The sequence below is a fragment of the Roseobacter sp. genome (genome assembly GCF_024639605.1).
GTDB lineage: Bacteria > Pseudomonadota > Alphaproteobacteria > Rhodobacterales > Rhodobacteraceae > Roseobacter.
In genome coordinates this window covers 13225-37667 of record NZ_JAHEHZ010000001.1, presented here as the reverse complement: position 1 = coordinate 37667, position 24443 = coordinate 13225, and the positions used below count along the sequence as shown (strand labels likewise).

Genomic DNA, 24443 nt, shown 5'->3' with positions numbered 1-24443 from the left:
CCAGAGATGTAAGCTTACCGTTTCAAATTTCGTGGCCCTGCGCAAGAATGATCTGACATGAGAACAGGAGACACGCCATGAAAGCGCTCGCCCCGCCCGGTATTTCCGCCCCCGTCGCCCGGTATTCGCACGGGGTCGAGCTTCCCGCCGGCCTGCGCCGGGTGCGCACCGCAGGTCAGCTTGCCATCGCTGCCGACGGCTCAGTGCCCGAGGGGTCAGAGGCCCAGGCGCGGATGTGTTTCGAAAATATCGCGCAAATTCTCGCGGAAGCGGATATGGGGGCGGGCGATGTCTGCCACGTGACGGCATATGTCACCGACCGCGCGCATATGGCGGGGTATATGGTCGCGCGGGATGCGTATCTGGAGGATGTCAGCGTGTTGCCCACATCGACACTGCTCATTGTCTCGGGCTTTACCCGCCCGGAGTTTGTGGTCGAGGTCGAAGTCTGGGCTGCCGCCCCCTGACCCGCGCGCGTCAGGTTTCGTCGGGATAGTCCTGCCGGATGAGTTTGCGCAGCGCCCAGATCAGTGTCCCGCCGAAAAACACAAGCGCTATGCCTATGGCCTCCCAGCCGCCCGGGCCTGTGGGCCAGCCGCGATAGGCCAGCGCACCTGCGGTCAAGCTCAGCCCTGTGACGGCAAAGCCCGCGCGATACCTCAGATCCCTTCGGGACGGGCCGTATTTGCTCATAAGCGCTGCAACCTCCCTGATGCTCTGCTGTGAGAAAGAGTATGGCGTGACCCTGTGCGGGATCAAGCCCGTTGCCGCTCAGGGGCGGCGGCGTCTTTACTTGTGCGCGCAAAGTCGTCACGACCCGTACCCATGAATGATCACCTCAAAGGTCTCTGCATCACCACCCTCGGCGTGCTTCTGGTCGTGCCGGACGCGCTTTTTGTGCGTCTGATCGCGGCGGAGCCTTTGACGATCGCCTTCTGGCGGATGGCACTCGCAGGCGGCATGCTCAGTGGCGGGATCCTGCTGATGCAGGGGACAAAACCCTTTCGCGCTGTGCTCAGTGCCGGACGATACGGCGCGATCTATATGCTGGGCGTGGGCAGCAGCGGCGTGCTCTTTGTGCTTGCCGTGAGCCTGACCTCAGTGGCCAATGTGGTCTTCATCATCGCCTCCCTGCCGGTTTTCGCAGCCCTCTTCAGCCGGATCTTCCTGGGCGAGCCGGTCAGCACGCGCATGGTCCTGACGATGCTTGCGGTGACTACGGGCCTTGCGATCATTGCGCGCGGCTCCGGCGAAACCGAAGGCGCACACTGGTCAGGAGATGCACTGGCACTCGCGGTGTCGGCGCTTTTTGCCGCTGCACTCACGGCGGCGCGTCATGTGCGACGGGTTTCGATGGTGCCAGGGGCTGCAATGAGTTATCTGGCGGCCGCCCTTGTGATCCTGCCATTCGCCGCGCCGCTTTCAGTGGCACCTGAGCAGGCGCCCCTGGTGCTGATGCACGGCGGGTTCATTCTGGGTAGCTCGGCGTTGCTGGCGCTGGGGCCGCGTTACATCACATCGGCCGAGGTGGGCCTGCTGGTGCTGCTGGAGAGCGTGCTGGCGCCGCTGCTGGTCTGGGCCGTGGTTGGCGAAAACCCCGGCTCCTGGGCGCTGGCCGGTGGCAGCATCGTGGTTGGCGCATTGTTTGTGTCAAACCTCTGGGCGCTCAGGCGCCGCCGGGTCAGAAATCGACAGTGACGCCGGGCAGGTTCAGGGATTTCACCAGATCACGCAGCTCCTGACGGGCTGCGACATTGGAGATATTGAGCTGTTTGACACCGATATCTTTCAGGTCGAGCAGCGTCAGCCCGCGCGGGAAAAGCTCCCGGAAAACGACACGCTCGGAAAAGCCCGGTGCGATGCGGAATCCGATGCGACGGCTGAGATTGCTGATCGCGCGCTCCATCTTTTCCTTGTTGACCATACGCTGTGCGCCCATGCGGTTGCGCACCACGATCCAGTCGATGGGTGTGAGCCCCGCCTGTGCGCGCAGTTGTCGCGCGTTCCAGACCATCTCTGAATAAACGGAAGGTCCGAGAATTTCCTCACCGGTGGGATCGGTGCGCGCCAGCAGATCGAAATCAACAAAGCTGTCATTCAGCGGGGTGATCAGCGTATCCGCGAGGCTGTGCGCCACCTGGCTCAGCCGGGTGTGCGATCCGGGGCAGTCGATGAGTATAAAATCATTGTCCGGTTCAAGTTCTGCCACAGCGGCCGACAACCGGTGGTCATAAATGTTCTCGCCCGGTTTCAGCGTTTCGGCGGCGATTTCGGGCAGATCATGCACCCGTGGCCCAGGCAGGTTCAGCCCGGTGCTGGCCAGAAACGCCTGCCGGTTTTCGACATAACGCCCAAGGGTGCGCTGCCGCAGATCAAGATCGAGCGCGCTGACCTTATGACCCAGGCGTGCCAGTGCGGTCGCAACATGCATTGACACGGTCGATTTGCCCGCGCCGCCTTTTTCGTTTCCGACGACGATAATGTGCGCCATGTGCCCGATCCTTTGCCCCTGCCGCTTTGCGCGGCTTTATATCGGCCGCACTATATGTGGGGTGCAGCCTTTTGGGAAGCCACGATGGCCGGTATCAGTCTCTGATTTGTACGAATTTGAGCAGAGTGTGGCAGAGGGGCACGCGCGCCCGAAAGCCATTGCACGCGGCGGGTGGGACAGGCACGGTCGGAATGCACTTTAAGGAGACCGCCATGCCTCAGACATCAGAAACGAACCGTCGTATTGTCCTCGCCGAACGCCCGCGCGGGATGCCCGATGACAACACGCTGCGCCTCGAAACCAGCGCCGTGCCGGCGGCCGGACCAGGACAGATGCTGGTGCGCACGGTGTATCTCTCGCTCGATCCCTACATGCGCGGGCGGATGAACGATGCGAAATCCTATGCCGAACCGGTAAAGATCGGAGAGGTGATGACCGGGCAGGTCGTGGGTGAGGTGATCACCTCGGACATCGACGGCTTTGCGCCCGGGGATATGGTCCTCAACGGCAGCGGCTGGCAGGATTATGCGCTCTCGGACGGGAAGGGTGTAATGAACCTCGGACCTGATCCGGAGAACCCTTCATGGTCGCTCGGGCTCCTCGGTATGCCCGGCTACACCGCATGGGCGGGGCTGTTGCTGATCGGTGAGCCGAAAGAGGGCGAGACGGTTGTGGTCGCCGCGGCCTCGGGCCCGGTGGGCGCCACGGTGGGCCAGATCGCAAAGATCAAAGGCTGTCGCGTCGTGGGCGTGGCAGGCGGGCCGGAGAAATGCGCGCATGTCGTGGATACCCTCGGCTTTGACGCCTGCATTGATCACCGCGCGGACGATTTCAAAGAGCAGCTGGCCGCCGCCTGCCCGGATGGCATTGATGTTTATTTTGAGAATGTGGGCGGTAAAGTGCTCTACGGCGTTCTGCCACTTCTCAATGCCTTTGCGCGCGTGCCCGTCTGTGGTGTGGCCGGGTGGTACAATCTTGATGGCCTGCCAGAGGGGCCGGACTACGGGCCGATGATCATGAGCACGGTGCTGAAGATGAAGGTGAAGCTACAGGGTTTCATCATCTTCGACAGCTTTCCGGCGTCGACCTACAAAGACTTCCGCAAAGATATGAAAGACTGGCTGGATCAGGGGCTGATCGAATACCGTGAACAGGTGGTCGGGGGCCTGGAAAATGCGCCTGCAGCGCTCAATGACGTGCTTGAAGGGCGCAGCTTTGGCAAGGTCGTGGTCCGGCTCTGATAACCGGGGGGCAGCACTGTGAGCATCGCGGATAAACGCATTACCGTGCACGGCGCAGAGATGGCTTATGCAGGGGCAGGCAGCGGCAGGCCGATCGTGTTCCTGCACGGCAACCCGACCTCGTCGTATCTCTGGCGCGATGTGATGCCGGAGCTTGCCGGACAGGGGCGGCTTATCGCGCCCGATCTCATTGGGATGGGCAACAGTGACAAGCTGCCTGATCCGGGGCCGGATACCTATACCTTTGATGTGCACAGCCGGTATCTGGCGGGGTTCATGGCGTCCATGGGGCTGACAAAGGATGTCGTCCTCGTGCTCCACGACTGGGGCTCGGCGCTTGGGTTCGACTGGGCCTGCAAAAACCCCGGTGCGGTGGCGGGCATCGTCTATATGGAGGCGATTGTGCGGCCGCTTGCCGGCTGGGAAGAGTTCTCACCCGCGGCCACGCCGCTTTTTCAGGCCTTCCGCTCGGATGCGGGTGAAGATCTGATCCTGGGCAGGAATACCTTTATCGAGCGCGTGCTGCCGGGCTCGGTGCTGCGCGATCTGACAAAGCAGGAGATGGCGACCTGGCGCCGCCCCTTTGCCGCACGCGACGACCGCTGGCCCACGCTGACCTGGCCGCGCCAGATTCCGGTTGCCGGAGAGCCCGCGGATGTAACGGCGCGGGTCACCGCTTACGCGGAATGGATGGCCGGCAATGAGCTGCCAAAGCTGTTCGTGAATGCAGAGCCCGGTGCCATACTGACAGGGGCGCCGCGGGAATTCTGCCGCAGATGGCGCAACCAGACCGAAGTGCAGGTCGCCGGCAGCCATTTTATCCAGGAAGACTCAGGCCCTGAGATCGGGCGCCAGATCGCGGCATGGATGAAACAGGCGCAGGTGTAACCGGGACTGCATCCCGAATAAGCACCGGACTGAAAACCTGATATTCCCAGGGTTGTACGGATTGTCAGGCTGTTTACCCTGCGTTAGCGTTTTTACCCGGCGGAGGAAGCATTTCAGGGAGTGATCATTTGGAACTGGCAATTGCACAAACGAGTGAAGGTGACGCTGTGGAGTATCTGCACGCGCTGCAAAAGCAGGTACCTGCAGGGCTGGCGGAGCGGACGGAAATCCTTGATGTCACACCATCGGGCACGCGCATTCCGCGCCTTATTGTGTGTATCAGCGATGCAGATGAGACAGAACATGCCGCGATCCGTGCCGCAGTGCGGGATATCGGCGATCCGGCGTTTGAGCTGACCGACGGGAATATCACACCGGGTCCTGTCAGCACTGCTGATCCGGAGGAGGAAGCGGTTCCGGAGGTGCCTGACGATCTGGCCTGGATGAATGACGGTGCGCCACTGAAGGCGCTCGCTTCGCCCGTAGCGGATGTGCTGAAACGGGTTATGACCTGCAAGCCCAGCGGCCAGGCCTTCCCGGAACTGGCGTATGAAGGTCTGGAAAAGGACGCCTATGACGCCATCGTGAAGCAGCTCGGTATTGCGCCGATGGACGATCAGGGCGACCGGCTGACACCGAAGATGATCAGCGACATCAGGCCGCCCCGCCGCCCGGCGAAAAAGAAGGCAGCCTGGGAAAACGTTCTGAAACATCTCGAAAGGGAAGTGACCTGTTTCGCCTACGCCAGAGACTGGTTCGGCGACGGTGGGCACCTGCGGAACATGTACCGCGACGACCTTGTGTTTGATCACCACTTTCTGAACACGGTTAACAAAAATTACGGTCTCGTTCAGAAGGTCGATACCAAAGCGGTGTTCTTCATGGATCTTGCCATGACGCTGATGAAGACGGCAGCCGGCAAAGCAGGCCCGACAGGCGTGATGCTGGGCACGATGATGGGCCATCTGTGGAGCCACACAAAATCGAATATGGGTGATCCGTCGGGCAAGATCAGCGCGGCGATTAAAGATCTGGGGCTCAAAGTTGACGAGGCCTTTATCGATGCGGTGTTGCGGCTCGAAGATGTGCATGATGCGATCTGCAGGGACTGGGGCAACCTCGAGGCGTTCTCTTTACTGCGCGAATCCGGTGATATTCAGTGGCCGAAAAAGCTGGATGACATCCGCAGGGCCCATGCTCTGGGCTTTCATTATGAAGCGTTCCGGGTCCTTATCGCGATCAAGAGTAAGCTGGAGTCAAAGCACACCGGCTATTCTATTGAGCGCTGGGGCATCGTTTCGAACTCAGTGAAAACCAAGACGGCGCGCAAACGCAAGTTTGATAAAAAGACCTTCAAACTGGGGTCGGCTTCCGGCAAAAGCTGCGGCGGGCAGTATTACTCGGAGATCTTCATTGGCCACCAGTTCTGCGATATGGGGAGCGGGACACGTGGCCCGCGCTGGCACAAAGCAGTCATTGCCGGAAAGGATATTCCGAAAAAGATGTTCGGCACCGATACCGGTAACCAGCTGAATCCCGATCTCGGGATCTCTGACAAAATGCTGGATGATCCGAAATGGCGTGAAAAGCATGCCTGGGTGTTCTCGAAAATCTGAGCTGGCCGGTTCGCTGCACAGCACCAGAAGAAAATGAAAGAGGCCCCTCAGTTTCCTGAGAGGCCCCTGTAATCATCCGCAGATGGCGTGGCTCAGAAGCCAAGACCTGCGTATTTGTTCTTGAACTTGGACACGCGGCCGCCGGTATCCATCAGACGCGACGAACCACCGGTCCAGGCAGGGTGTACAGAAGGGTCGATGTCGAGCGACAGTTGGTCGCCCTCGGCGCCCCATGTGGATTTCATCTGCACGACGGTGCCATCGGTCATTTTGACGTCGATGATGTGATAGTCGGGATGTGTATCTGCTTTCATCGGTCCGGCCTTTACGCTTCAGCGCCCGAGCGGGGCTTGTAGTTGGAGTTTTCGGTGATCCGTGCGGATTTACCACGGCGCGAGCGCAGGTAGTAAAGCTTGGCGCGACGCACGCGGCCACGGCGGACAACGGTGATATTGTCGATATTGGTGGAATGCAGGGGGAACACACGCTCCACGCCTTCACCAAAGGAAATCTTGCGAACGGTGAAGGAGCCGGCGATGCCTTTGCCGTTGTTGCGCGCGATGCACACACCTTCATAGTTCTGCACACGGGTGCGTGTACCTTCAGTCACTTTGAAACCTACGCGGACGGTGTCGCCGGCGCGGAAATCGGGGATCTCTTTCCCCAGAGCGGCGATTTGTTCCGCTTCAATTTCTGCAATCAGATCCATCTGATCGTCTCCTATCTGCTCGCGGTTGTTCCGCGAAGTTTTGCGCGTTTCAGAGCTCCGGGGTTATCGGATGCGCCTTGGGCGTCCGCCGGGAGGATACAAACATCATTCCTTGGTTCATGTTTTGCCACAGCAAAACGTACCGGAAGGCCTCGGGCGATTCCGGATTTGCGCGGTATAGGCGGGAATGCGGCCCGGATCAAGAGGTTTGCAGGCCGCGTATACGGCCCCCGGGAGGCCTCCCGCGTTAAAGGTTTCCTTAAGACCCAGGGTATATGCCGGAAAGGCTTTTCCCTGCGGCCTGCGCAGGGCAGGGGCCAGGGGCTGTGAAACAGGTAGGGTCTATGCCGCGCAAGGGCAAAATTGCTGCTGAAGATATCTCGCCGGAACTTGAGGACCGTGGACTTTTCCGGACCTACGGAGGACCCGTTGCCGTAGAGATGATCCCACAGCTTAACCGTTTGTCCGCCACCAATCTTATCGTACGCGGCTTTTTCGAGAAAGAGACCGAGATTGCCGTGGTGTTCGCCGGTCGCCGCGCACGCGAAACGGGACCGCTCGAGGCGCATCTGCGCTGGGTCGACAGCCGTGTGCGTCAGGCGGCGGTGGCGTCCAGACGCCCTGTGCCGCCGGTGGAGTTTATGCGCCTGCCGGTGCAGATCAAAGGCTCCTGGCGCAAGCAGTTTTTTCAGGACGACGAAGGGAACGAAACGCGCACCTATCAGCTTGTTGCGGGGCGCTGGGCATTTTCCGGTCAGGACGGAACGTTGCAGCAGTTCGGCGAGCCACCCGCCTGTGACATCAGCACCCGCAACCGACCGAAATCCTACATCCTGCGCCCGCGGGAGATCGATGCGGTACAGGTGCGGCATGACCGCGACGAGGGGCCCGGATAGAGATCCGCCCTGCTCCTTGCGGGTGGTTCCGGGCCAGTGCAGGCATCGGCCCGGGCGCGCAGCTCAGAGGTCCGGAAACACCACGGATTTAACTGCTGCTTTCGGGGATGACCGGAGATGCGCTGTGCGGCGCATACCGTCCAGATGATCAGCTGCCGGCCGCAGTGCAGATGTATGTCGTGCCATCGGGATCCGCTTCGCGCCAGGTGGCCTCGTCGCCTTTTATCCAGAAATACCGCCCGAAACTGCCGGCGTATCTGCTGCCGGAGCCGGCTGGCACCAGTGTGCCGGTGTCGACCGCGTCGCCAAGCTCGAACCGCACAGAGGGCAGGGGCGTGTCAAAAAACATCGTCACCAGCTCGTTTGCCGGCGCCCCGCAGACCCAGGCGGTGGTAGCAACAGGCTCCTGCAGCATCCAGCGCGCCACCAGATCCCCTTCACGCATCAGATAGGCCGCCTCAACACAAGCGCGCGGATCGTCGGCTTTCCAACACTCATCGCGGCCCTTGATCCAGCCGCGCTGTTCAGCCCTGAGACCATTCTCTGCGGCTTCCGCGCCAGCGTCGAGACCCCGTGTCACATCCAGCGCGGCGCTGTAGCGACCTGCCAGAACCCGGTCGAGTGCCGCCAGATCCGTATCGGCACAGATCAGCTCTTCGACCGTACCCGAGGCTTTGGCACAGTCAAATGACGGGGCCGCAAGGCCGGGGCCGGCCAGTGCTGCAAAAATTAAAACGGGTATGATCCGGGACATTTCTGCCTCCTGCAGATGTGGTGCGACGGGCCGCTGCAGAGGCCATGTTACGACGACTGGTCGCGCCGCGTCCACAGATCCGGACGGCGGGTGCGGGTCAGCTCTTCAGCTTGTGCGCGCCGCCATTTTTCGATCTCGCCGTGGTTGCCGGACATCAGAACGGGCGGTATCTCTCTGCCTTCCCAGTTTGCCGGGCGGGTGTATTGAGGATGCTCCAGCAGTCCGGCTGCGTGGCTCTCCTCCACAGTACTTTCGGCATTGCCGAGGACGCCGGGCAGCAGTCGCACAGTCGCATCCAGCATTGCCTGAGCGGCAAGTTCACCCCCGGTCATAACAAAATCACCCAGCGAAACCTCGGTGATCCCGTAGTGCTCCAACACCCTCTCATCCACGCCTTCAAAGCGGCCACAAAGCATCGTGACCCCGTCTGAGCGTGCCAGATCGCGGGCCATTGCCTGGTCAAAGGGGCGCCCGCGCGGCGACATATAAAGCACGGGCCAGCGGCCGCGGGCATGGGCCTGTGCGGCCTCGATGGCCGGCCCCACCACATCGGCACGCAGCACCATACCGGCCCCGCCACCCGCTGGTGTGTCGTCGACATTGCGGTGTTTTCCGATGCCGAAATCGCGCAGATCGTGGGTGTACAGCTGCCAGCGGCCTTCGCTCAGAGCCTTGCCCGTGAGTGAGAGCCCGAGCACGCCGGGAAAAGCATCGGGAAAAAGCGTCACGATCCGCGCCTGCCAGACACCGGCGAGTTCCTCGTCGCCCTCCATCAGAGAGCGCGGTTTCAGCGTCGGTCGTATAGTCTTGCGGCCATGGCTGCGGGGCGCGTCGCTCATCTCAGAAGAGCCCGTCGGGCGGGTCGGCGATGATGCGTTTTGCGGCCAGATCCACGGTCGGCACGGCGGCCAGCGTGAAGGGCAGCAACACCGTTTGAGATGAACCCGGCCGCTGCACTTCCAGCAGATCACCGGCACCGTGATCAAGCACCTGTTTTACGGTGCCGAGCAGCGTGCCGCCTGTATCGAGAACCTCGAGCCCCATCAGATCGGTGTGGTAGTATTCATCGTCAGGCAGCGAAGGCAGCTGATCACGGTCTGCAAAAAGCTGCAGGCCTTTGAGCGCGTCGGCCTCTTCTTTGCTGGTAACCTCGACGATCCGAGCCACAAAACCGTTTTTCACCGGGCGCACAAGCGCGAGGTGAAAGGTGCGGCTTCCGTCTTCAGACGTCAGGGGCGAATAGCTTTCGAGATCTTCGGGCACGGCGCAGAAACTTTTGACGCGCAACTCGCCACGCACGCCGTACGCGCCGCCGATGGCACCGACACAGATTTTGTCACCGCTCATTCATCCACTCCGATGCACAAACCCTCAGACATCGCGCCGCCCCGATCAAGGCAGCGGTCCGATGAGCCGGCGCGCTCGAAGAATATTCCCGCCAGAAAGGCGAAAAAGATCAGCATCAGCGAACGGATCGGTCTGAACATGCTTTGTCCGGCTCAGGGAGTACGGACCGCCCCGGGCGATGCGGGGGCGGTACCGGTCTTCAAAAACACCTGTTGTCCCCGGGGGGACAGACGGTGCGCGGGGCTTACTCTTCCGCCGCGGCTTCTTCTGCTGCGGGCTCTTCGGCAGGAGCTTCTGCCGGGGCGGCTGCGGCTTCTGCTGCGGCTGCGGCCTTGTCAGCTTTCTCCTGAGCGCGCTCCTGGGCTTTTTTGCCGGGCGTGCCCTTGTTGGGGTTGTTACGCTCGGTTTTCTCTGTCGCACCTGCAGCTTCCAGCATGCGGGCCACACGGTCTGTGGGCTGGGCACCCTGAGCGATCCAGTGCTGAACGCGCTCGACATCCATTTTGACGCGCTCTTCGCTGTCCTTGGGCAGCAGCGGATTATACGTTCCAAGCTTTTCGATAAAGCGGCCATCGCGCGGCATCCGGCTGTCGGCTGCAACAATACGGTAGAAGGGGCGTTTCTTGGAGCCGCCGCGGGCGAGACGAATTTTCATAGCCATGGTATCTTTTTCCTTTTTAAGTGTCGGGCGGAATGCCCGCAGTGTTTGATGTCGTGAGGCACCTGAGCGGCGCTATTGCTGGTGTTTTCGGTGGTGCTGAATGACTTCAGCGATGATGAAGTTGAGAAACTTCCTGGCGAATTCAGGGTCCAGATCGGCCTGACGCGCCAAATCTTCGAGCCGCTCGATCTGGGCCGCTTCACGCGACGGATCGGACGGGGGAAGGTCGTGAGTGGCTTTGAGTTTCCCCACAGCCTGGGTGTGTTTGAACCGCTCGCCCAGCGTATAGACGAGGATAGCATCGAGCCGGTCGATGCTGGCACGGTGCTCTTTGAGCACCTCGGAGGCGAGTGTTACGGGATCTGTCATCCAGAGCCTCCGACACGTGAAAGCGCATGCGCACATGCAGGGTGCGCGCGCGCGCGAAGGGCGGTCGGTTCAGTCAAGGGCCCATCCTTTCGGTTTAAAGAGCGGATCGGCGTAGTGGTTGATCTCCATGTCGATTCCGTGTGCAAGCTGCGTGCCGTCGAGGGCCGCCGGCGCGGGGTGGCGGTAGACTGCGTCATTGCCGTCGATGGTCGCCGCTTCAGGGTCTTTGACGGCGCCGAGGCGTTCCGCGAGGCGGATGCTGTCCAGGTTCTTGGGATCAATGTAGCTGACGGCCGTTTCCCAGCGGCCCTCGCGATACAGATAGTCGCGCACCGCATGGGTGGCCTCGAGCGCATAACCGTGCCCGGCTTTGTCAGGCCAGATCACCCAGGCAATCTCCGCTTCGGGCCATTTCGCCGGTTTCCAGCCGCCGGCCATGCCATATGTCTCGTCTGTCTGGCGGTCGTGGATCATCCACATGCCATATCCGCGGATCTCCCAGTGTCCGATTTCCGCCGAATAGAGCATCCAGGCTTCATAAGCATTGAGTGGTCCGCCCATGAAGCGCGCGCGATAGCTGGTGAAAGTCGCTTTGAAATCCGGATAGTCCTGCGGCTCCGGGCCGCGCAGCACCAGCCGCCTGGTCTCAATCACGGGGATCGTGGTGTTCATGACAGCGCCTCCGGTGCCGGATGGCGCCAGACGGCCATGGTGCCGAAGAGCGGATGCTCGAAGTTTTTCGGTTCGAGACGCGCCCCCATGCCTTCGGCCACCCGGATCGAGGCCGCGTTTTCAGGGGCAATAGAGCTTATCAGCGTGTTGAGACCAACGGTTTCATAAGCATAGTCGCGGGCGGCACGGGCCGCTTCGGCGGCGTAGCCTTTGCCGTTTCCGTCCCAGAGCATCCAGCCCACTTCAGGCTCAGGCCAGTCGGGTGGTGCGTGAAGGCCGACAAGGCCAATTGCGCCGGGAGTGTTTTTGCGCGCGACAATCCAGCGGCCAAAGCCGCGCAGCTGCCAGTGGCCGATGACTTCGGCGGTGTAGCGCCAGACCTGAAAATCGCGCAGAGGGCCACCGACGAATTTTGCGGCATCGCTTGCGTAAAAGGCAGCAAAGGGTGCCACATCCGCGGGTGCGGGCGCGCGCAGGATGAGCCGGTCGGTCTCTATGGTCGGGATCAGCACCTCTTTCATCACGCGCCCTTTGAGGGTGCGCGCGCGGCGGACTGCGGGAGCCTCCGGCGGGGATATTTGTGAACCAGAGAAGCGCAGGTCATTGCAGCGCTTCCCGGTGGTGGGTGAAGGTGAGGGGGCGTGTGCCAGGGCGCTGTGCCAGTGCGGCGGAGGCGGAATTGTCGGTGTGCACATAGCTCACCAGCGTTTTGAGACCGCCTTCACCAAAAGCCCGGTCGTGTGCGGCGCGCGCCGCTTCGTTCGCGGAGCCCTGTCTGCGGGGGGCGGGCCGGAACATCCAGTCAGGCTCAGGATCCGCATCACCCCGTTCGAGGCCCACCTCCACGAAACCTGTGGTCGCGCCCGTGTCACCGTGATCCACGGCCCGGAGACCATGCCCGTGCAGAGCCCGGCGGGCCACACAGACGCAGAATGAACTCCGTGCGTCTTCATCTGAATGCGGCCCGCCGAGGTGTCCGGCGATGTCCGGCACCAGCAGGGCATTCCACGCAGGCGGGGCGGCCCGCAGTCGCAGCCGGTCCGTGCGCAGCACAGGCACGGCGGCCGCGGCGGCCGGCGCGCGCTTTGCCGGCAAGCCGGTCGGTATATGCGTGCAGCGTGGTGTCATTTCTTTTTGCCGAAGCCCGAAAGGCCCGGGGGCAGGCCCATGCCACCCATACCGCCGGGCAGTTTGCCGCCCAACTGTTTCGCGGCTGCTTCAAGTGCTTTGGGATCCATGCCGGCCGCCATGTCCTCGGGCGAGGGGCCGCCTTTGCCGAACATGCCTTTCATCGCCTGTTTCAGCATGCCGCCTTTGCCCGTTTTGCCCATCTTCTTCATCATGTCGCCCATCTGACGGTGCATTTTGAGAAGTTTGTTGAGCTCTGAAACCTCGAGTCCTGCGCCGCGCGCGATACGTTTTTTGCGGCTGGCCTGGAGGATCTGAGGATTGGCGCGTTCGCGTTTGGTCATCGACTGGATAAGAGCGATCTGACGTTTGAGGATGCTGTCATCGAGCCCTGCATCTTCGATCTGTCTGGCCATTTTACCCATGCCGGGCATCATGCCCATCATCCCCTGCATGCCGCCCATTTTTTGCATCTGCTCAAGCTGCATGCGCAGGTCATTCATCGAGAACTGACCCTTCATCATGCGTTTGACCATCTTTTCGGACTGCTCAAGCTCGAGCGTTTCCTGCGCCTTTTCCACCAGCGAAACGATATCGCCCATGCCGAGGATGCGGCCGGCGATGCGGTCAGGCTCGAAGGTTTCGAGCGCGTCCATCTTTTCACCGAGGCCCACATATTTGATCGGTTTGCCGGTGACCGCACGCATAGAGAGTGCCGCCCCGCCACGGCCGTCACCGTCCATCCGGGTCAGCACAACGCCGGTGATGCCGATACGGTCGTCGAAGTTTTCGGCGGTGTGTACCGCGTCCTGACCGGTGAGGCCGTCAACGACCAGCAGCGTCTCGCGCGGGTTTGCCACGTTGCGCACGGCCTCGACCTGGGACATCAGCTCTTCGTCGATTGACAGGCGCCCGGCGGTATCGAGCATATAGACGTCATAGCCGCCAAGGCCGGCCTGCGTTTTTGCGCGTTTCGCGATGGCGACGGGATCTTCGCCTTTAACAATGGGAAGCGTATCCACACCGATCTGAGCACCGAGAATCGCAAGCTGTTCCATCGCTGCGGGCCGGTTCACGTCGAGCGACGCCATCAGCACGCGCTTGCCGTCTTTTTCTTTGAGGCGTTTGGCGAGTTTGGCAGTGGTGGTGGTTTTACCGCCACCCTGCAGGCCCACCATCAGAATGGGCGCCGGGGGATTGTCGACTTTGAGATGGCCCGGCTCTCCCTCGCCGCGCAGCACGTCAATAAGCGCGTCGTGGACGATCTTTACGACCTGCTGGCCGGGGGTGACCGATTTAGTGACCGCCTGTCCGGTCGCCTTGTCCTGCACGGCTTTGACGAAATCGCGGGCCACGGGCAGCGAGACATCCGCTTCCAGCAGCGCCACGCGAACTTCCCGGAGGGCCGTTTTCACATCCTCATCAGAGAGTGCGCCCTGTTTGGTGAGGCGGTCAAAGACACCGGAGAGGCGTTCGCTGAGGTTTTCAAACATGGGCAGATGCCCCTTTCGGTCGGTTGCGGGATACCCCTGTTTTAAGGGACGCCGCGGGTCATTCTCAATCGGGCCGGCCCTTGCGGGGCGGCGTCGTGTGCTGCGGTCCTGCGCCGGAGAGCAGGGTAATGCGCCAAACAGGTTTTCCCCCACGGGCGAAACTCGCTGGTGGGGGGCGATCCCGGACGGATCCGGGACCGGAAGTCTGACGCTTCCGGAGATTTGTGACCGTCTAGGCCGCGAGGCAGGCCGTGTCAAGCGCCGGAGTTGCCGGCAGGGCGCGACAGGTCAGGGTGCGTCGCGGCGGGCAGCACGCCAGCGGTTGATGGCCGCGGCGGCCTCATGCGCCCCGGAAGGACGGGGGGCGCTGCCCGGGCGGATCAGGGTCTCTGAGCCGGTGTCGTCGCGCAGGACGAGCTCAAGAACGCCCTTTTTGGCGCTGCCCCCGGCGATCCGGGCCTCAGTAAGCTGTTCCAGAGGAAGGCTTTGGGTGCCTGCGGGGCCCAGCCTGCCCGATTTGATGTGCAGCTGGTCAGCCTCAAGGGTCAGCGTGACCCTCTCGCTGAGCATCCACAGCGCGCCAATGGCCACAGCCGTAAGTGTCGCGAGCCAGAGCCCAGTCAGAACTCCGGGTGCTGCCATAAAGGAGGAGAGCCCGGATTTGACCAGCAACAGACCAAAAATCAGGGCAACAAAGAGCCGGAATCCGTGCCTTGATTCAATAACCAGCTTTTCGGGTGTATCAGAGACGATTTTCATGTCGCACAGCGGTACGTGACCTGCATCAGTTGTCAACCGTCGCTGCGCGTTGTGCGCAGCCAGGCGTTGATGCGGTCGGTCGCCAGTTTTGCGGCCGGCCCGCTGATGTGAAAACGGGTGAGGGGGTGGCGGTTTCCGGCGGTGTCGGCACCGATCACGAGGGCGACGCGGTGCGCATCATCACTGTCACTGTCACCCTTCCGGGTCTGCACCATCGCGCGGGTGACAGCGCTGAGCTTGTGGACCCGGGTGCCGTCGCCGCGCAGATTGCGGCGCCGAAGCGTGCAAATCCCCTCGCGCGCGTCGAAAATGACCTGTACGCGCTCGAATGTCGCAAGGATCATCGGGACCGCCAGCACCACGAGGCATGCGGCAAGGAGCAGCGCCTTGCCTGGCGCGCCGGATGTGAACGCGCCAAGAGCCACCGCCGTCAGAGTGACGGTCATCGCTGTGGCCATAAGGGCAAACAGGAAAGGCCGGCTTTCGAAAACCAGACGGTCGGGCGTGTCTTCGATAATTTTCATGCAGGCAGTCTTAGGGGACCATTCCGGCAAAGATATGACAGGGACGGGACGCAAAACGGCGCGCCGCGGGAGGCACGCCGTCAGAGCCGGAGAGGGTGAGTGATCAGGCCGCGAGATCTCTGATCTGTTTTTTTGCTGAGGACAGGGCTGTTTCCGCATCGGCCATCAGCCGGTCTGCGGCGATGATCTCCACGTCAGTGATCCCGATGAAACCCATCATGTGGCGAAGATAGCCGGAGGCAAAATCGATCTCTGAGCCGATTGCCGTGCCGCCGGTGGCCAGAACGATCACGGCGCGCTTGCCTTCCAGCAGGCCGACGGGTCCCTTATCGGTATATCTGAATGTCACACCGGCGCGGGCGATCTGGTCGATCCATGCCTTGAGCGCGGCGGGCGGGGCAAAGTTATAGACCGGTGTCCCGATCACAAGCACATCCGCGTGCATGATTTCGCCAACAAGCTCATCGGAGAAACTAAGAGCGTCGCGCTGATCGTCCGTGCGCTGATCAGCGGGTGTGAAGGTCGCATTGATCCACGTTTCGGTGATCTGAGGAATGCCTTCAGCCAGATCGCGACGGGTGACATCACCCCCGAGGCGTTCAACAACCCCGGCACTGAGCTGGCGGGAAACTGACCCGTTAAGGCGGGCAGAGGCGTCGATATGGAGAATTTTCTGTGTCATGTCGGGCTTCCTTGCTGGAAAAAGTTTATCTTTGCCTCTCTGATCTAAGCTATCATTCTACGCACGCAATCCGGATCTAAGCACATCTCAAGTGCAAATATGAACAGATACGTCAGTGTGGAGCGCGCAGCCCTGCGCCATTGAGCAGAAACGGGCTTCTCAAGAAATCAGACTTGTAATTCCGCACAGATCGTTAAACGCTGGGCACACAGTCGGAACCGTCGTTGGTGCAGCGCAATATGGACAACTGGGACGAGATCAGAACCGCCTTTCAGGTTGCCAGAATGGGCACGGTCAGTGGTGCAGCAGACGTGCTCGGCGTGCATCACGCGACGGTCATCCGTCATATCGATGCGCTCGAGGGGCGGCTCGGCGTCAAACTCTTTCAACGCCATGCCAGGGGATACACTGCGACCGAAGCGGGTCAGGACCTGCTGCGCGTGGCTCAGGCGACCGATGATCAGTTCAGCCAGCTTGTCGGACGCATCAAAGGGCGCGGCAATGATGTTTCGGGCGAGCTTGTCGTGACCTCGCTGATCAGCATCGCGCCCAGAATGGCGCCCCTGCTGGCTGAATTTCAAAGGCTGCATCCGGATGTGATTGTGCGCTATCTGACCGGCACGCGGTTGTTCCGGCTGGAATACGGCGAGGCGCATGTGGCCATCCGCGCGGGCACCGTGCCCGATCAGCCCGATAATGTGGTGCAGAAATTCCACGTTCAGAAAATGGGCCTCTATGCGAGCAAAGAATACATCGAGGCGAACGGAATGCCGAACGGCACCGACAGCTTTGTGCATCACCGTTTTGTCGCAGTCGATGCCGACGATACCCGCGCGCCTTTCGAACGCTGGCTGCGCGACCTTGTGCCGGCCCCGGCGCTGACCTTTCGCAGCTCGGATACGCGGGCGCTGGAATCGGCGATCATTGCGGGCGCGGGTATCGGGTTCATGCCCGTTTACGGTGCCGAAGCCTCCGGCAACCTGATCGAAGTCCATCCGCGTCAGGAAGAATGGTCAGGCCCGCTCTGGCTCGTCACCCATGTTGATCTGCACCGCACAACCAAAGTGCAGACCTTTCTGACCTTTCTCAAAGAGCAGTCGAAAGACTGGAAGGTATGACGCCGTGACCCCGGCGCTCAGGGGACATGCGGCCATGCTGTTCTTCTCCGCGCTGGTGGCAGGGTCGTTTTCGCTGGGATCAATGGCCGCCAATGAGATTGCACCTGCAGCACTCAATGCCGTGCGGTTCATTCTGGCGGGCGCGGTGATCGGGGCAGCAATGATGGCCACCACAGGTGTTCCGGCTGGGGCGTTTCGCGCGCCCTGGCGCTATGCGGTACTGGGCGGGCTTTTCAGCATTTATTTCGTGTTGATGTTCGAGGGGCTCAAAACCGCACCACCGGTCAGTGCCGCTGCGGTATTTACCCTGACACCGGTGGTCGCGGCGGGGTTTGGCTGGCTTTTGCTGCGCCAGATCACAACACCGCGCATGGCTGTGGCACTCTGTATCGGGGCGGCTGGCGCGCTTTGGGTCATCTTTCGTGCCGATGTCGCAGCGCTTCGTGCTTTTGAGATCGGGCGCGGTGAGGTGATTTATTTTTTCGGTTGTGTCGCGCATGCGCTCTATACCCCGATGGTGCGTAAACTGAACCGCGGGGAACCTGCTGTCGTCTTTACCTTTGGCATGCTTGTGGCAGGGGCCGTGCTGCTCACCCTCTGGGGCTGGCGTGATCTGGTCGCAACCCCCTGGGCGTCGCTGCCGGGTATTGTCTGGATCACCATTGTTTATACTGCTTTTTTCGCCTCATCCGCGACATTCGTTCTGCTGCAATACGCGACCCTGCGTCTGCCGAGCGCCAAGGTCATGGCCTATACTTATCTGACGCCTTCGTGGGTGATCGGATGGGAAATCGCGCTTGGAAACGGTGCTCCGGGCTTCGTGGTGGCGGGCGGTGTGCTGCTGACCATTCTGGCTCTGGCGTTGCTCCTCAGGGACGATGAAAAAACTGTCAGGGAACCACAAAGCGTTTCGACGAGTTAACTTTTCGCAAGATGAATTAAGGAGTACTCAAATGCGCAACGTAATTTATATCATCGGACTTATCGTGGTCGTCCTGGCCGTCCTGAGTCTGGTCGGCCTTGTTTAAAGAAATTTAGTCAGTTTGAGTCCCGCTGCCGGGCGCCCCGGGCAGCTCGGCGGCGAGGAACCTCTCAAACGCTTCCAGATTAACCGGTTCGAACTGGCCAAAGCTCTGCATCCAGACGGACGCAGAGCGCAGGGCGTCCGGCTCAAGCCTGCACCATTTGACCCTGCCACGCTTATCCTGCGAGATAAGTCCTGCGGTTGTCAGCACTCCGAGATGTTTTGAGATCGCCGCCAGCGACATCGTGAACGGCTCCGCCACATCGGTGACGGCCATATCGTCTTCCAGCAACATATTCAGAATTTCCCGACGGGTCGGGTCGGCGAGCGCTGCAAAGACCTGATCGAGATTGCGTGTCATAGCCTCCGTCATACCGGTCGCGGGGGCGATCGCAAAGCCCTTCATCCGCGCGGGTGGTGGCTGTGCTGTGACGGAAGCTTCAGCCGGCGCCACTCAAGATCCGCCCGGTCAATGCCTGCGTCCCGCGCCATGCGGTCATCGAGATCGGGCAGGTCCCGGCGCATATCCCGCCTTAAGAAGTCAAAAGCAAAGCTTGCATTCGAAAGCATATGCCGGATTTTAGCACGCATCTCTCCTGCGCGCCGAAGCACGTTCGTCTGAATATCGGCCATTTCACACCTTTTAAGATGGGGTTGTGCATCATTCTGACCGCTGTGACGTTATCAATCAAACGCCAATGCTTGACATTAAGTGTGCGGAAAAGTCACGTATTCTCATGTCGCGTAATCTGCCTCCCCTTAATGCGCTGCGCGCCTTCGATGCCGCAGGCCGCCATCAGAGCTTCAGCCGCGCCGCCGGCGAGCTTGGCGTGAGCCACTCGGCAGTCAGCCGTCATGTTCGGGGACTTGAAGCGCGTCTGGGGGTGCAGCTGTTCCGCGATCTGCCGCGCGGTGTGGAACTGACCGCCGCCGGGCAGACCTATCTCGAACAGGTGCTGCCGGCCCTCGACATGATTGCCCGCGCAACCGAGGAACTTGCTGATGTGCCAGGCGGGCAGGTCACCGTCAACAGCGAGCCGCTCTTTGCCGAGCGCTTCATCATGCCTCGGCTGCGCAGCTTTCAGGCGGCCTACCCGCAGATCGTCGTCCGGCTGGAGGCTTCACCGATGCTGGCAGATGTCGAACGCTATGAGGCGGATATCGCCATTCGCTTTGCCCACACGGGGCGGCTGGATGAACCGGCAGATCTGCTGAGTGCGGCGGCAATTTATCCCCATGCCGCGCCGGAACTTATTGCACGGGAAAACATCCGGGAACCGCGTGATCTGCTCAGCCTGCCGCTGCTGCGCGACCGGTCCAACAATATCTGGAACGACTGGTTTGCTGCGGCAGGGGTGAGGGATGTGCATCTTCCCGAAAACGCCTGGCGGCTTAAATCGCCGCTGGCCTATGAGGCGGCGCTGAACGGGCTCGGAGTCTATCTGGGATCAACCGAATGCGCCTCTCACGACATTGCCACCGGGCGGCTTGTGCGCTGCTTTGACACCGGCATCCACGACGGGGCATTCTATCTGGTGTCCGGCAGTCGAAGCCAGCGTCGCACCGCAGTACGTGTCCTGCGCGGCTGGCTTCTGGAGGTGACGCGCGCCTTCCGTCCCGCAGAGCCTGGAGCGTAAAATCAACCGGATGGTTGAATAATCAAAAACCGCTCAGTGGCGGGTGTGTAGCTGCGACATGATCGCGCCGGGCGACAGCAGAGATACTGAAATACGTTTAAAAGCAATACGTTGAAGATAAGAGGAGGCCCTGCCGGAGCCGGTTGACTCGCCCGCGCGGGCGCAATAGCACAGACACAACTCCAGCAGGGGGTAACGGACGCATGACAGACCCGGATCGGAAGCAGCAGATGGAGCAGCTTGAGGCCCGGATCAACGCCGCGAAAACGGCGCAGGCGCCAAAGCCCCGGGCGGATGAACACTACTCTCAGGCACAGCTCGCCTGGCGGATGGTGATCGAACTGGTGGCCGGTCTCGGGATCGGTTTCGGCATCGGATACGGGCTTGACGTGCTCTTCGGCACACTGCCCCTGTTCATGGTCGTGTTTGTGATGCTGGGCCTCGCGGCCGGAGTGAAGACGATGCTCCGATCCGCCAGAGAGATCCAGGAGAAGAAAATGGCCGAAGAGGCCGGTGAGAAAGACGAGGGAGCCTGAGAATGGCGGAAAAAGCGGAAGAAGGCGGCCTGGTATTCCACCCGATGGACCAGTTCATCATCAAGCCTCTGTTCGGCGGCGACATCTCCTGGTACACGCCCACGAACGCGGCACTCTGGATGGGTTTTGCGGTCATCGCGGTAATCCTGCTGATGGTCGTCGGCAGCGCGCGCCGCACGGTGGTGCCATCGCGCAGCCAGTCAGTCGCGGAACTGGCCTATGGCTTCATCTACAAGATGGTCGAGGACATCTGCGGCAAGGAGGGGCTGAAGTATTTCCCCTACATCATGACGCTGTTCCTGTTCATCGTCTGTGCGAACTTTCTGGGCCTGATCCCCACTGCCTTTACGCCGACATCGCATTTCGCCGTCACGGTAGTACTGGCGCTGGCTGTGTTCCTGACCGTGACGATCCTCGGTTTCGTCAAAAACGGCGCGGGCTTTCTGAGCCTCTTCTGGGTGGCCTCTGCTCCGCTTGCACTGCGGCCGATCCTCGCGATCATCGAGCTGATTTCCTACTTTGTACGGCCCGTCAGCCACTCTATTCGTCTTGCCGGTAACGTCATGGCCGGCCACGCGGTGATTAAGGTGTTCGCAGGCTTTGCCGTTATCACGCTGGTAAGCCCGGTCTCCGTGCTGGCGATTACTGCGATGTACGGCCTTGAGGTGCTGGTGTCCTTCATCCAGGCCTACGTTTTCACCATTCTGACGTGCGTCTACCTGAAGGACGCGCTTCACCCGCATCACTGATCCGAACGGAAACGACCGTTCAACTACTCAACTTCCAATCGTAAGGAGAATTCACATGGAAGGCGAACTCGCACACATCGGCGCAGGTCTGGCAGCAATCGGTTCCGGGGCAGCAGCCATCGGTGTTGGTAACGTTGCAGGCAACTACCTCGCAGGCGCTCTGCGCAACCCCTCGGCGGCCGCATCCCAGACAGCAACACTTTTCATCGGTATCGCTTTTGCAGAAGCGCTCGGGATCTTCGCGTTCCTCGTCGCCCTGCTGCTGATGTTCGCCGTCTGATATAACGACGACGACACTCCTTACCGACCGGGCGGCGCGGGATTTCCTGCGCGGCCCGGCTGCTGACTGACGATTTGGAGGCCGACATGGCAACAGAAGTCGCAACAGAAACTGCGGGAACAACCGGGACGGCTCCGGGCATGCCGCAACTCGATTTCTCCACATGGGGAAACCAGATTTTCTGGCTGATCCTCGCGTTGCTGGCGATCTATTTCGTTCTGTCGCGCGTGGCGCTGCCGCGCATCGCGTCTGTCCTTTCAGAACGTCAGGGCACCATTACCAACGATATTGCTGCTGCCGAAGACCTGAAGGTCAAAGCGCAGGAGGCCGAGGCCGCCTATGACAAGGCGCTCGCGGATGCCCGTGCCGAAGCACAGCGCATCGTGGCCGAAACCAAAGCAGAAATTCAGGCGGATCTGGACGCGGCGATCGCAAAAGCCGACGAAGAGATTGCGGCGAAAAGCGCCGGGTCTGAACAGGCCATCGCAGAGATCCGCGCCGGTGCGCTCGATGCGGTCAAAGTCGTTGCGGCGGACACGGCCAGGGAACTGGTTACTGCGCTGGGGGGCAAGGCTGACGATCAGGCCATCACCTCTGCCGTGGACAGCCGGCTGAAAGGATAAAATCATGCGTTTTCTGACCAGCCTGACGACATTCGGCGCGGCCCTCGCGGTTGCCAATCCGGCCTTTGCTGCGGGGGATGTGTTCTTCTCGCTTGCAAACACCGACTTTGTGGTGCTGCTGGCCTTCCTGCTCTTCATCGCGATCCTTGTATATTACAAGGTGCCGACGCTGCTGATGGGTATGCTCGACAAGCGTGCCGAGGGCATTCAGTCTGAGCTTGATGAGGCGCGTGCGCTTCGTGACGAAGCCCAGGCCCTTCTGGCCAGCTATGAGCGCAAGCAGCGGGAGGTTCAGGATCAGGCGGACCGCATCGTAGCCTCTGCGAGAGAAGACGCAAAGCTCGCCGCCGAGCAGGCCCGCGCTGATCTCGAAGTGTCGCTGCAGCGCCGCATGACAGCCGCAGAAGAGCAGATCGCCAACGCTCAGGCCGCCGCAATCAAAGACGTTCGCGACCAGTCGGTGACCATTGCGATCGCCGCAGCCCGCGAAGTGATTGCCAAACAGCTGTCAGCGTCAGATGCCAACGCTCTGATCGATGACGCCATAGGCCAGGTCGAGAAAAAACTGCACTGATCCAGCACAGATTGCGGGGCATCCCGCGCAATTAATCAGCCCCGGCACAGCATTGTGACCGGGGCTTTTCTTTGCGCTGAGTTACTCAGGTCTGTGCAGTTTCGTGATCCAGCCGCTGGCGGGCGACTTCTTCATTGCGCACGGTGCGGGCCTGATCGCGCAGCGCGCTTTCCACATAATTCAGATGGCTCTCGACAGCGGCGCGCGCGCCTTGCGGGTCGCGTGTCTGCAGAGCATCATTGATCGCGCGGTGCTGGTCGAGCAGCTCGGAGCGCGTCGATTTCTGGCGGAACATCATCTGGCGGTTATAAAAGACGCCGCCGCGCAGCAGGTCATACATCGAACGCATCATATGCAGCATGACCACGTTATGGCTGGCCTCGATAATCGCCATGTGGAACTGGGCATCGAGGCGTGCCTCGTCCTCGGCGCTGCGCCTGCTGTGGGCGGCTTCCATCTTATCAAAGACGGTCTGCACGACCTCCAGGTCAGTCGCGGACGCCAGCCGGGCTGCGCGTTCAGCGGCCAGTCCCTCCATGTCGCGCCGGAAGGAGATGTAATCAAATACCGCCTCGTCATGGCGCGCGAAAAGCTCCACCAGCGCGGGCGCGAAGGCGGAGCCCAGCACCTCGGCCACATAGACACCGGCACCGGCCCTCGTGCTGAGCAGACCCTGGTCCTGCAGGGCGCCGATGGCATCGCGCAGGCTGGGCCGGGAGACCTGCAGGCGTTCTGCAAGCTCGCGCTCAGACGGCAGGCGCTCACCAGGCCTCAGGATGCCGCGCAGGATCAGCTCTTCGATCTGGCGCACCACGGCGGTCGATAGTTTCTCTGACTGGACGGGTCGGAAAGGCATGAATACTCCTGATTGGTCAAATTATATGACCAGATCAGACGCGCAGCAATTCATTTTGTGACAGGGCTCAGCCGGCCAGAGCCGCCTCGGCCATTTCAAAGCACAGCAGCACACCGGCGCTTAGCATAGCGGCACTGGCCAGGCGCACCGAGAGCGGCCGCACGCCCGCGGCCAGCAGTGCGGCCGTACAGGCGATCAGGGTCTGGGTCGCAGCAAAGCCCGCGAGATATCCGGCAAGCCCGGCAGGCCCCGGTGCAGTCAGTGGCCCGAGAATGCCCGCGCTGAAGACGGCGCCCTGCAGCACCCCGCCCAGAAAGAAAACGATCGCCAGACGCGGTACAGAGGGCCGTCGCCCTGAAGCAATGAGCCCGCCGATGAGGACAAGGGCGCCGCCGCCAAGAACCTCCTGAACGGGCAGTTCGCCGCTCTGCAGGATGACCAGTGACGCGGCGGTCATCCCTGCAACCCAGCTGAGAATTCCCGGCAAAGCCTGGCCGGCGAGCGCCGCTGCCGCCCCCACAGCGAGCACAAAGAGCAGATGCTCAAAGCCGGCGACAGGATGGGCAAGCCCTTTCATGAATCCGTAGCCAAAGGTTTCAGCAGGCACGCCAGTAGCGGCCGCAAAGGCAAGAGCAGGCGTCGCCGTCATCGCAAAGAAAATCAGGGCCGAAAAGCGCATCCGCAGATCCACAGAAAAATACCGTGCCATCCGACCGTTTGCGGCCGGGATTGTCAATCAACTGGCAAAGTTTTGCCGGGATTGTCTCAATATGTTGTGGATAAGTGTCTGGGAGCCGCAGCCAGTGGTGGCTTTAG

Annotated in this window: 35 protein-coding genes; 14 read left to right on the top strand and 21 right to left on the bottom strand. The window is 61.2% G+C overall.

Going from position 1 to position 24443, the window contains the following annotated elements; translation table 11 throughout:
- The first annotated feature begins 77 nt into the window (after window positions 1-77).
- Window positions 78-467: a RidA family protein gene (locus Q0M35_RS00245; RefSeq protein WP_295311025.1), complete on the top strand. Its 390-nt coding sequence runs from the start codon at window positions 78-80 to the stop codon at window positions 465-467.
- Between the two features lie 10 nt (window positions 468-477).
- On the opposite strand, the gene Q0M35_RS00240 is transcribed toward Q0M35_RS00245, so the two are convergent.
- On the bottom strand, window positions 478-693 hold the full coding sequence (locus tag Q0M35_RS00240; RefSeq protein ID WP_295311023.1) for a hypothetical protein: 216 nt from the start codon (window positions 691-693) through the stop codon (window positions 478-480).
- Between the two features lie 132 nt (window positions 694-825).
- Here Q0M35_RS00240 and Q0M35_RS00235 point away from each other — a divergent pair, with 132 nt between their 5' ends.
- Window positions 826-1698 (top strand): DMT family transporter, encoded by an 873-nt coding sequence (locus tag Q0M35_RS00235; RefSeq protein WP_295311021.1) that lies wholly within the window; start codon window positions 826-828, stop codon window positions 1696-1698.
- On the opposite strand, the gene Q0M35_RS00230 is transcribed toward Q0M35_RS00235, so the two are convergent.
- Complete coding sequence (locus Q0M35_RS00230) at window positions 1682-2491, bottom strand: division plane positioning ATPase MipZ (RefSeq protein ID WP_295311019.1); 810 nt, start codon at window positions 2489-2491, stop codon at window positions 1682-1684. The genes Q0M35_RS00235 and Q0M35_RS00230 overlap by 17 nt on opposite strands.
- 212 nt (window positions 2492-2703) lie before the next feature.
- On the opposite strand from Q0M35_RS00230, the gene Q0M35_RS00225 reads away from it, so the two are divergent.
- The 3 genes from Q0M35_RS00225 to Q0M35_RS00215 all read left to right on the top strand — a co-directional run bounded on the left by Q0M35_RS00225 (window position 2704) and on the right by Q0M35_RS00215 (window position 6236).
- Window positions 2704-3732: an NADP-dependent oxidoreductase gene (locus tag Q0M35_RS00225; RefSeq protein WP_295311017.1), complete on the top strand. Its 1029-nt coding sequence runs from the start codon at window positions 2704-2706 to the stop codon at window positions 3730-3732.
- Between the two features lie 18 nt (window positions 3733-3750).
- A complete protein-coding gene (locus Q0M35_RS00220) occupies window positions 3751-4620 on the top strand; it encodes a haloalkane dehalogenase (RefSeq protein ID WP_295311015.1) in 870 nt (289 codons plus the stop codon).
- A gap of 128 nt (window positions 4621-4748) precedes the next feature.
- Window positions 4749-6236, top strand: a complete 1488-nt coding sequence (locus Q0M35_RS00215) for a hypothetical protein (RefSeq protein WP_295311013.1) — start codon at window positions 4749-4751, stop codon at window positions 6234-6236.
- Between the two features lie 92 nt (window positions 6237-6328).
- On the opposite strand, the gene rpmE is transcribed toward Q0M35_RS00215, so the two are convergent.
- A complete protein-coding gene (rpmE, locus tag Q0M35_RS00210; protein WP_295311011.1) occupies window positions 6329-6550 on the bottom strand; it encodes a 50S ribosomal protein L31 in 222 nt (73 codons plus the stop codon).
- Between the two features lie 11 nt (window positions 6551-6561).
- Window positions 6562-6945 carry a 50S ribosomal protein L19 gene (gene rplS / locus Q0M35_RS00205; RefSeq protein WP_169641880.1) on the bottom strand — a complete coding sequence of 128 codons (384 nt, stop codon included), beginning with the start codon at window positions 6943-6945 and terminating at the stop codon, window positions 6562-6564.
- Between the two features lie 344 nt (window positions 6946-7289).
- Here rplS and Q0M35_RS00200 point away from each other — a divergent pair, with 344 nt between their 5' ends.
- Window positions 7290-7841: a hypothetical protein gene (locus tag Q0M35_RS00200; protein ID WP_295311008.1), complete on the top strand. Its 552-nt coding sequence runs from the start codon at window positions 7290-7292 to the stop codon at window positions 7839-7841.
- A 148-nt stretch (window positions 7842-7989) separates the two neighbouring features.
- Here Q0M35_RS00200 and Q0M35_RS00195 read toward each other — a convergent pair whose 3' ends face one another.
- The 13 genes from Q0M35_RS00195 to Q0M35_RS00135 all read right to left on the bottom strand — a co-directional run bounded on the left by Q0M35_RS00195 (window position 7990) and on the right by Q0M35_RS00135 (window position 16230).
- Window positions 7990-8595 (bottom strand): MliC family protein, encoded by a 606-nt coding sequence (locus tag Q0M35_RS00195; RefSeq protein ID WP_295311006.1) that lies wholly within the window; start codon window positions 8593-8595, stop codon window positions 7990-7992.
- A 47-nt stretch (window positions 8596-8642) separates the two neighbouring features.
- Window positions 8643-9434 carry a tRNA (guanosine(37)-N1)-methyltransferase TrmD gene (gene trmD / locus Q0M35_RS00190; protein ID WP_295311005.1) on the bottom strand — a complete coding sequence of 264 codons (792 nt, stop codon included), beginning with the start codon at window positions 9432-9434 and terminating at the stop codon, window positions 8643-8645.
- Window position 9435: 1 nt separating this feature from the next.
- Window positions 9436-9942 carry a ribosome maturation factor RimM gene (rimM, locus tag Q0M35_RS00185; RefSeq protein ID WP_295311004.1) on the bottom strand — a complete coding sequence of 169 codons (507 nt, stop codon included), beginning with the start codon at window positions 9940-9942 and terminating at the stop codon, window positions 9436-9438.
- A complete protein-coding gene (locus tag Q0M35_RS00180; RefSeq protein ID WP_295311002.1) occupies window positions 9939-10082 on the bottom strand; it encodes a hypothetical protein in 144 nt (47 codons plus the stop codon). The genes rimM and Q0M35_RS00180 overlap by 4 nt, the downstream gene beginning before the upstream one ends.
- 104 nt (window positions 10083-10186) lie before the next feature.
- Complete coding sequence (gene rpsP / locus Q0M35_RS00175; RefSeq protein WP_169641874.1) at window positions 10187-10603, bottom strand: 30S ribosomal protein S16; 417 nt, start codon at window positions 10601-10603, stop codon at window positions 10187-10189.
- 72 nt (window positions 10604-10675) lie between these two features.
- Entirely contained in the window at window positions 10676-10972 is a 297-nt protein-coding gene (locus tag Q0M35_RS00170; protein ID WP_295310998.1) for a chorismate mutase, read from the bottom strand.
- 69 nt (window positions 10973-11041) lie between these two features.
- Window positions 11042-11644 carry a GNAT family N-acetyltransferase gene (locus Q0M35_RS00165; protein ID WP_295310996.1) on the bottom strand — a complete coding sequence of 201 codons (603 nt, stop codon included), beginning with the start codon at window positions 11642-11644 and terminating at the stop codon, window positions 11042-11044.
- Window positions 11641-12165 carry a GNAT family N-acetyltransferase gene (locus Q0M35_RS00160; protein WP_295310994.1) on the bottom strand — a complete coding sequence of 175 codons (525 nt, stop codon included), beginning with the start codon at window positions 12163-12165 and terminating at the stop codon, window positions 11641-11643. Before Q0M35_RS00160 ends, Q0M35_RS00165 begins: the two co-directional genes overlap by 4 nt.
- 79 nt (window positions 12166-12244) lie before the next feature.
- Window positions 12245-12772: a GNAT family N-acetyltransferase gene (locus Q0M35_RS00155; protein WP_295310992.1), complete on the bottom strand. Its 528-nt coding sequence runs from the start codon at window positions 12770-12772 to the stop codon at window positions 12245-12247.
- A complete protein-coding gene (gene ffh / locus Q0M35_RS00150) occupies window positions 12769-14265 on the bottom strand; it encodes a signal recognition particle protein (protein WP_295310990.1) in 1497 nt (498 codons plus the stop codon). Before ffh ends, Q0M35_RS00155 begins: the two co-directional genes overlap by 4 nt.
- A 288-nt stretch (window positions 14266-14553) precedes the next feature.
- Window positions 14554-15024, bottom strand: coding sequence for a hypothetical protein (locus Q0M35_RS00145; protein ID WP_295310989.1), 471 nt, complete (start codon window positions 15022-15024; stop codon window positions 14554-14556).
- Window positions 15025-15056: 32 nt separating this feature from the next.
- A complete protein-coding gene (locus tag Q0M35_RS00140; RefSeq protein WP_295310987.1) occupies window positions 15057-15548 on the bottom strand; it encodes a hypothetical protein in 492 nt (163 codons plus the stop codon).
- 103 nt (window positions 15549-15651) lie between these two features.
- Window positions 15652-16230 (bottom strand): NAD(P)H-dependent oxidoreductase, encoded by a 579-nt coding sequence (locus Q0M35_RS00135; RefSeq protein ID WP_295310985.1) that lies wholly within the window; start codon window positions 16228-16230, stop codon window positions 15652-15654.
- Window positions 16231-16469: 239 nt separating this feature from the next.
- On the opposite strand from Q0M35_RS00135, the gene Q0M35_RS00130 reads away from it, so the two are divergent.
- On the top strand, window positions 16470-17348 hold the full coding sequence (locus tag Q0M35_RS00130) for a LysR family transcriptional regulator (RefSeq protein ID WP_295310984.1): 879 nt from the start codon (window positions 16470-16472) through the stop codon (window positions 17346-17348).
- 4 nt (window positions 17349-17352) lie between these two features.
- Window positions 17353-18270: a DMT family transporter gene (locus tag Q0M35_RS00125; protein WP_295310982.1), complete on the top strand. Its 918-nt coding sequence runs from the start codon at window positions 17353-17355 to the stop codon at window positions 18268-18270.
- Window positions 18271-18382: 112 nt separating this feature from the next.
- Here the strand turns inward: Q0M35_RS00125 and Q0M35_RS00120 are convergent, their stop codons facing one another.
- Both Q0M35_RS00120 and Q0M35_RS00115 read right to left on the bottom strand, forming a co-directional pair.
- Window positions 18383-18733: a metalloregulator ArsR/SmtB family transcription factor gene (locus Q0M35_RS00120; RefSeq protein WP_295310980.1), complete on the bottom strand. Its 351-nt coding sequence runs from the start codon at window positions 18731-18733 to the stop codon at window positions 18383-18385.
- 41 nt (window positions 18734-18774) lie between these two features.
- The gene (locus Q0M35_RS00115; RefSeq protein ID WP_295310978.1) at window positions 18775-19005 is read right to left on the bottom strand and encodes a hypothetical protein; all 231 of its coding nucleotides are present in this window, start codon (window positions 19003-19005) and stop codon (window positions 18775-18777) included.
- 65 nt (window positions 19006-19070) lie between these two features.
- Between Q0M35_RS00115 and Q0M35_RS00110 the strand changes: the two genes are divergently transcribed.
- From Q0M35_RS00110 to Q0M35_RS00085, 6 genes are all read left to right on the top strand, one after another.
- Window positions 19071-20009 carry a LysR substrate-binding domain-containing protein gene (locus tag Q0M35_RS00110; protein ID WP_295310976.1) on the top strand — a complete coding sequence of 313 codons (939 nt, stop codon included), beginning with the start codon at window positions 19071-19073 and terminating at the stop codon, window positions 20007-20009.
- Between the two features lie 203 nt (window positions 20010-20212).
- Window positions 20213-20545, top strand: coding sequence for an AtpZ/AtpI family protein (locus Q0M35_RS00105; RefSeq protein ID WP_295310974.1), 333 nt, complete (start codon window positions 20213-20215; stop codon window positions 20543-20545).
- Between the two features lie 2 nt (window positions 20546-20547).
- Window positions 20548-21294, top strand: coding sequence for a F0F1 ATP synthase subunit A (locus Q0M35_RS00100; protein ID WP_295310972.1), 747 nt, complete (start codon window positions 20548-20550; stop codon window positions 21292-21294).
- A 55-nt stretch (window positions 21295-21349) separates the two neighbouring features.
- Complete coding sequence (locus Q0M35_RS00095) at window positions 21350-21574, top strand: F0F1 ATP synthase subunit C (protein WP_011567586.1); 225 nt, start codon at window positions 21350-21352, stop codon at window positions 21572-21574.
- Between the two features lie 86 nt (window positions 21575-21660).
- Window positions 21661-22197 (top strand): F0F1 ATP synthase subunit B', encoded by a 537-nt coding sequence (locus Q0M35_RS00090; protein WP_295310967.1) that lies wholly within the window; start codon window positions 21661-21663, stop codon window positions 22195-22197.
- Between the two features lie 4 nt (window positions 22198-22201).
- Window positions 22202-22771, top strand: a complete 570-nt coding sequence (locus Q0M35_RS00085) for a F0F1 ATP synthase subunit B (protein ID WP_295310965.1) — start codon at window positions 22202-22204, stop codon at window positions 22769-22771.
- Window positions 22772-22856: 85 nt separating this feature from the next.
- On the opposite strand, the gene Q0M35_RS00080 is transcribed toward Q0M35_RS00085, so the two are convergent.
- On the bottom strand, window positions 22857-23627 hold the full coding sequence (locus tag Q0M35_RS00080; protein WP_295310963.1) for an FCD domain-containing protein: 771 nt from the start codon (window positions 23625-23627) through the stop codon (window positions 22857-22859).
- 67 nt (window positions 23628-23694) lie between these two features.
- Window positions 23695-24336, bottom strand: a complete 642-nt coding sequence (locus tag Q0M35_RS00075; protein WP_295310961.1) for a HupE/UreJ family protein — start codon at window positions 24334-24336, stop codon at window positions 23695-23697.
- Window positions 24337-24443 lie beyond the last annotated feature (107 nt).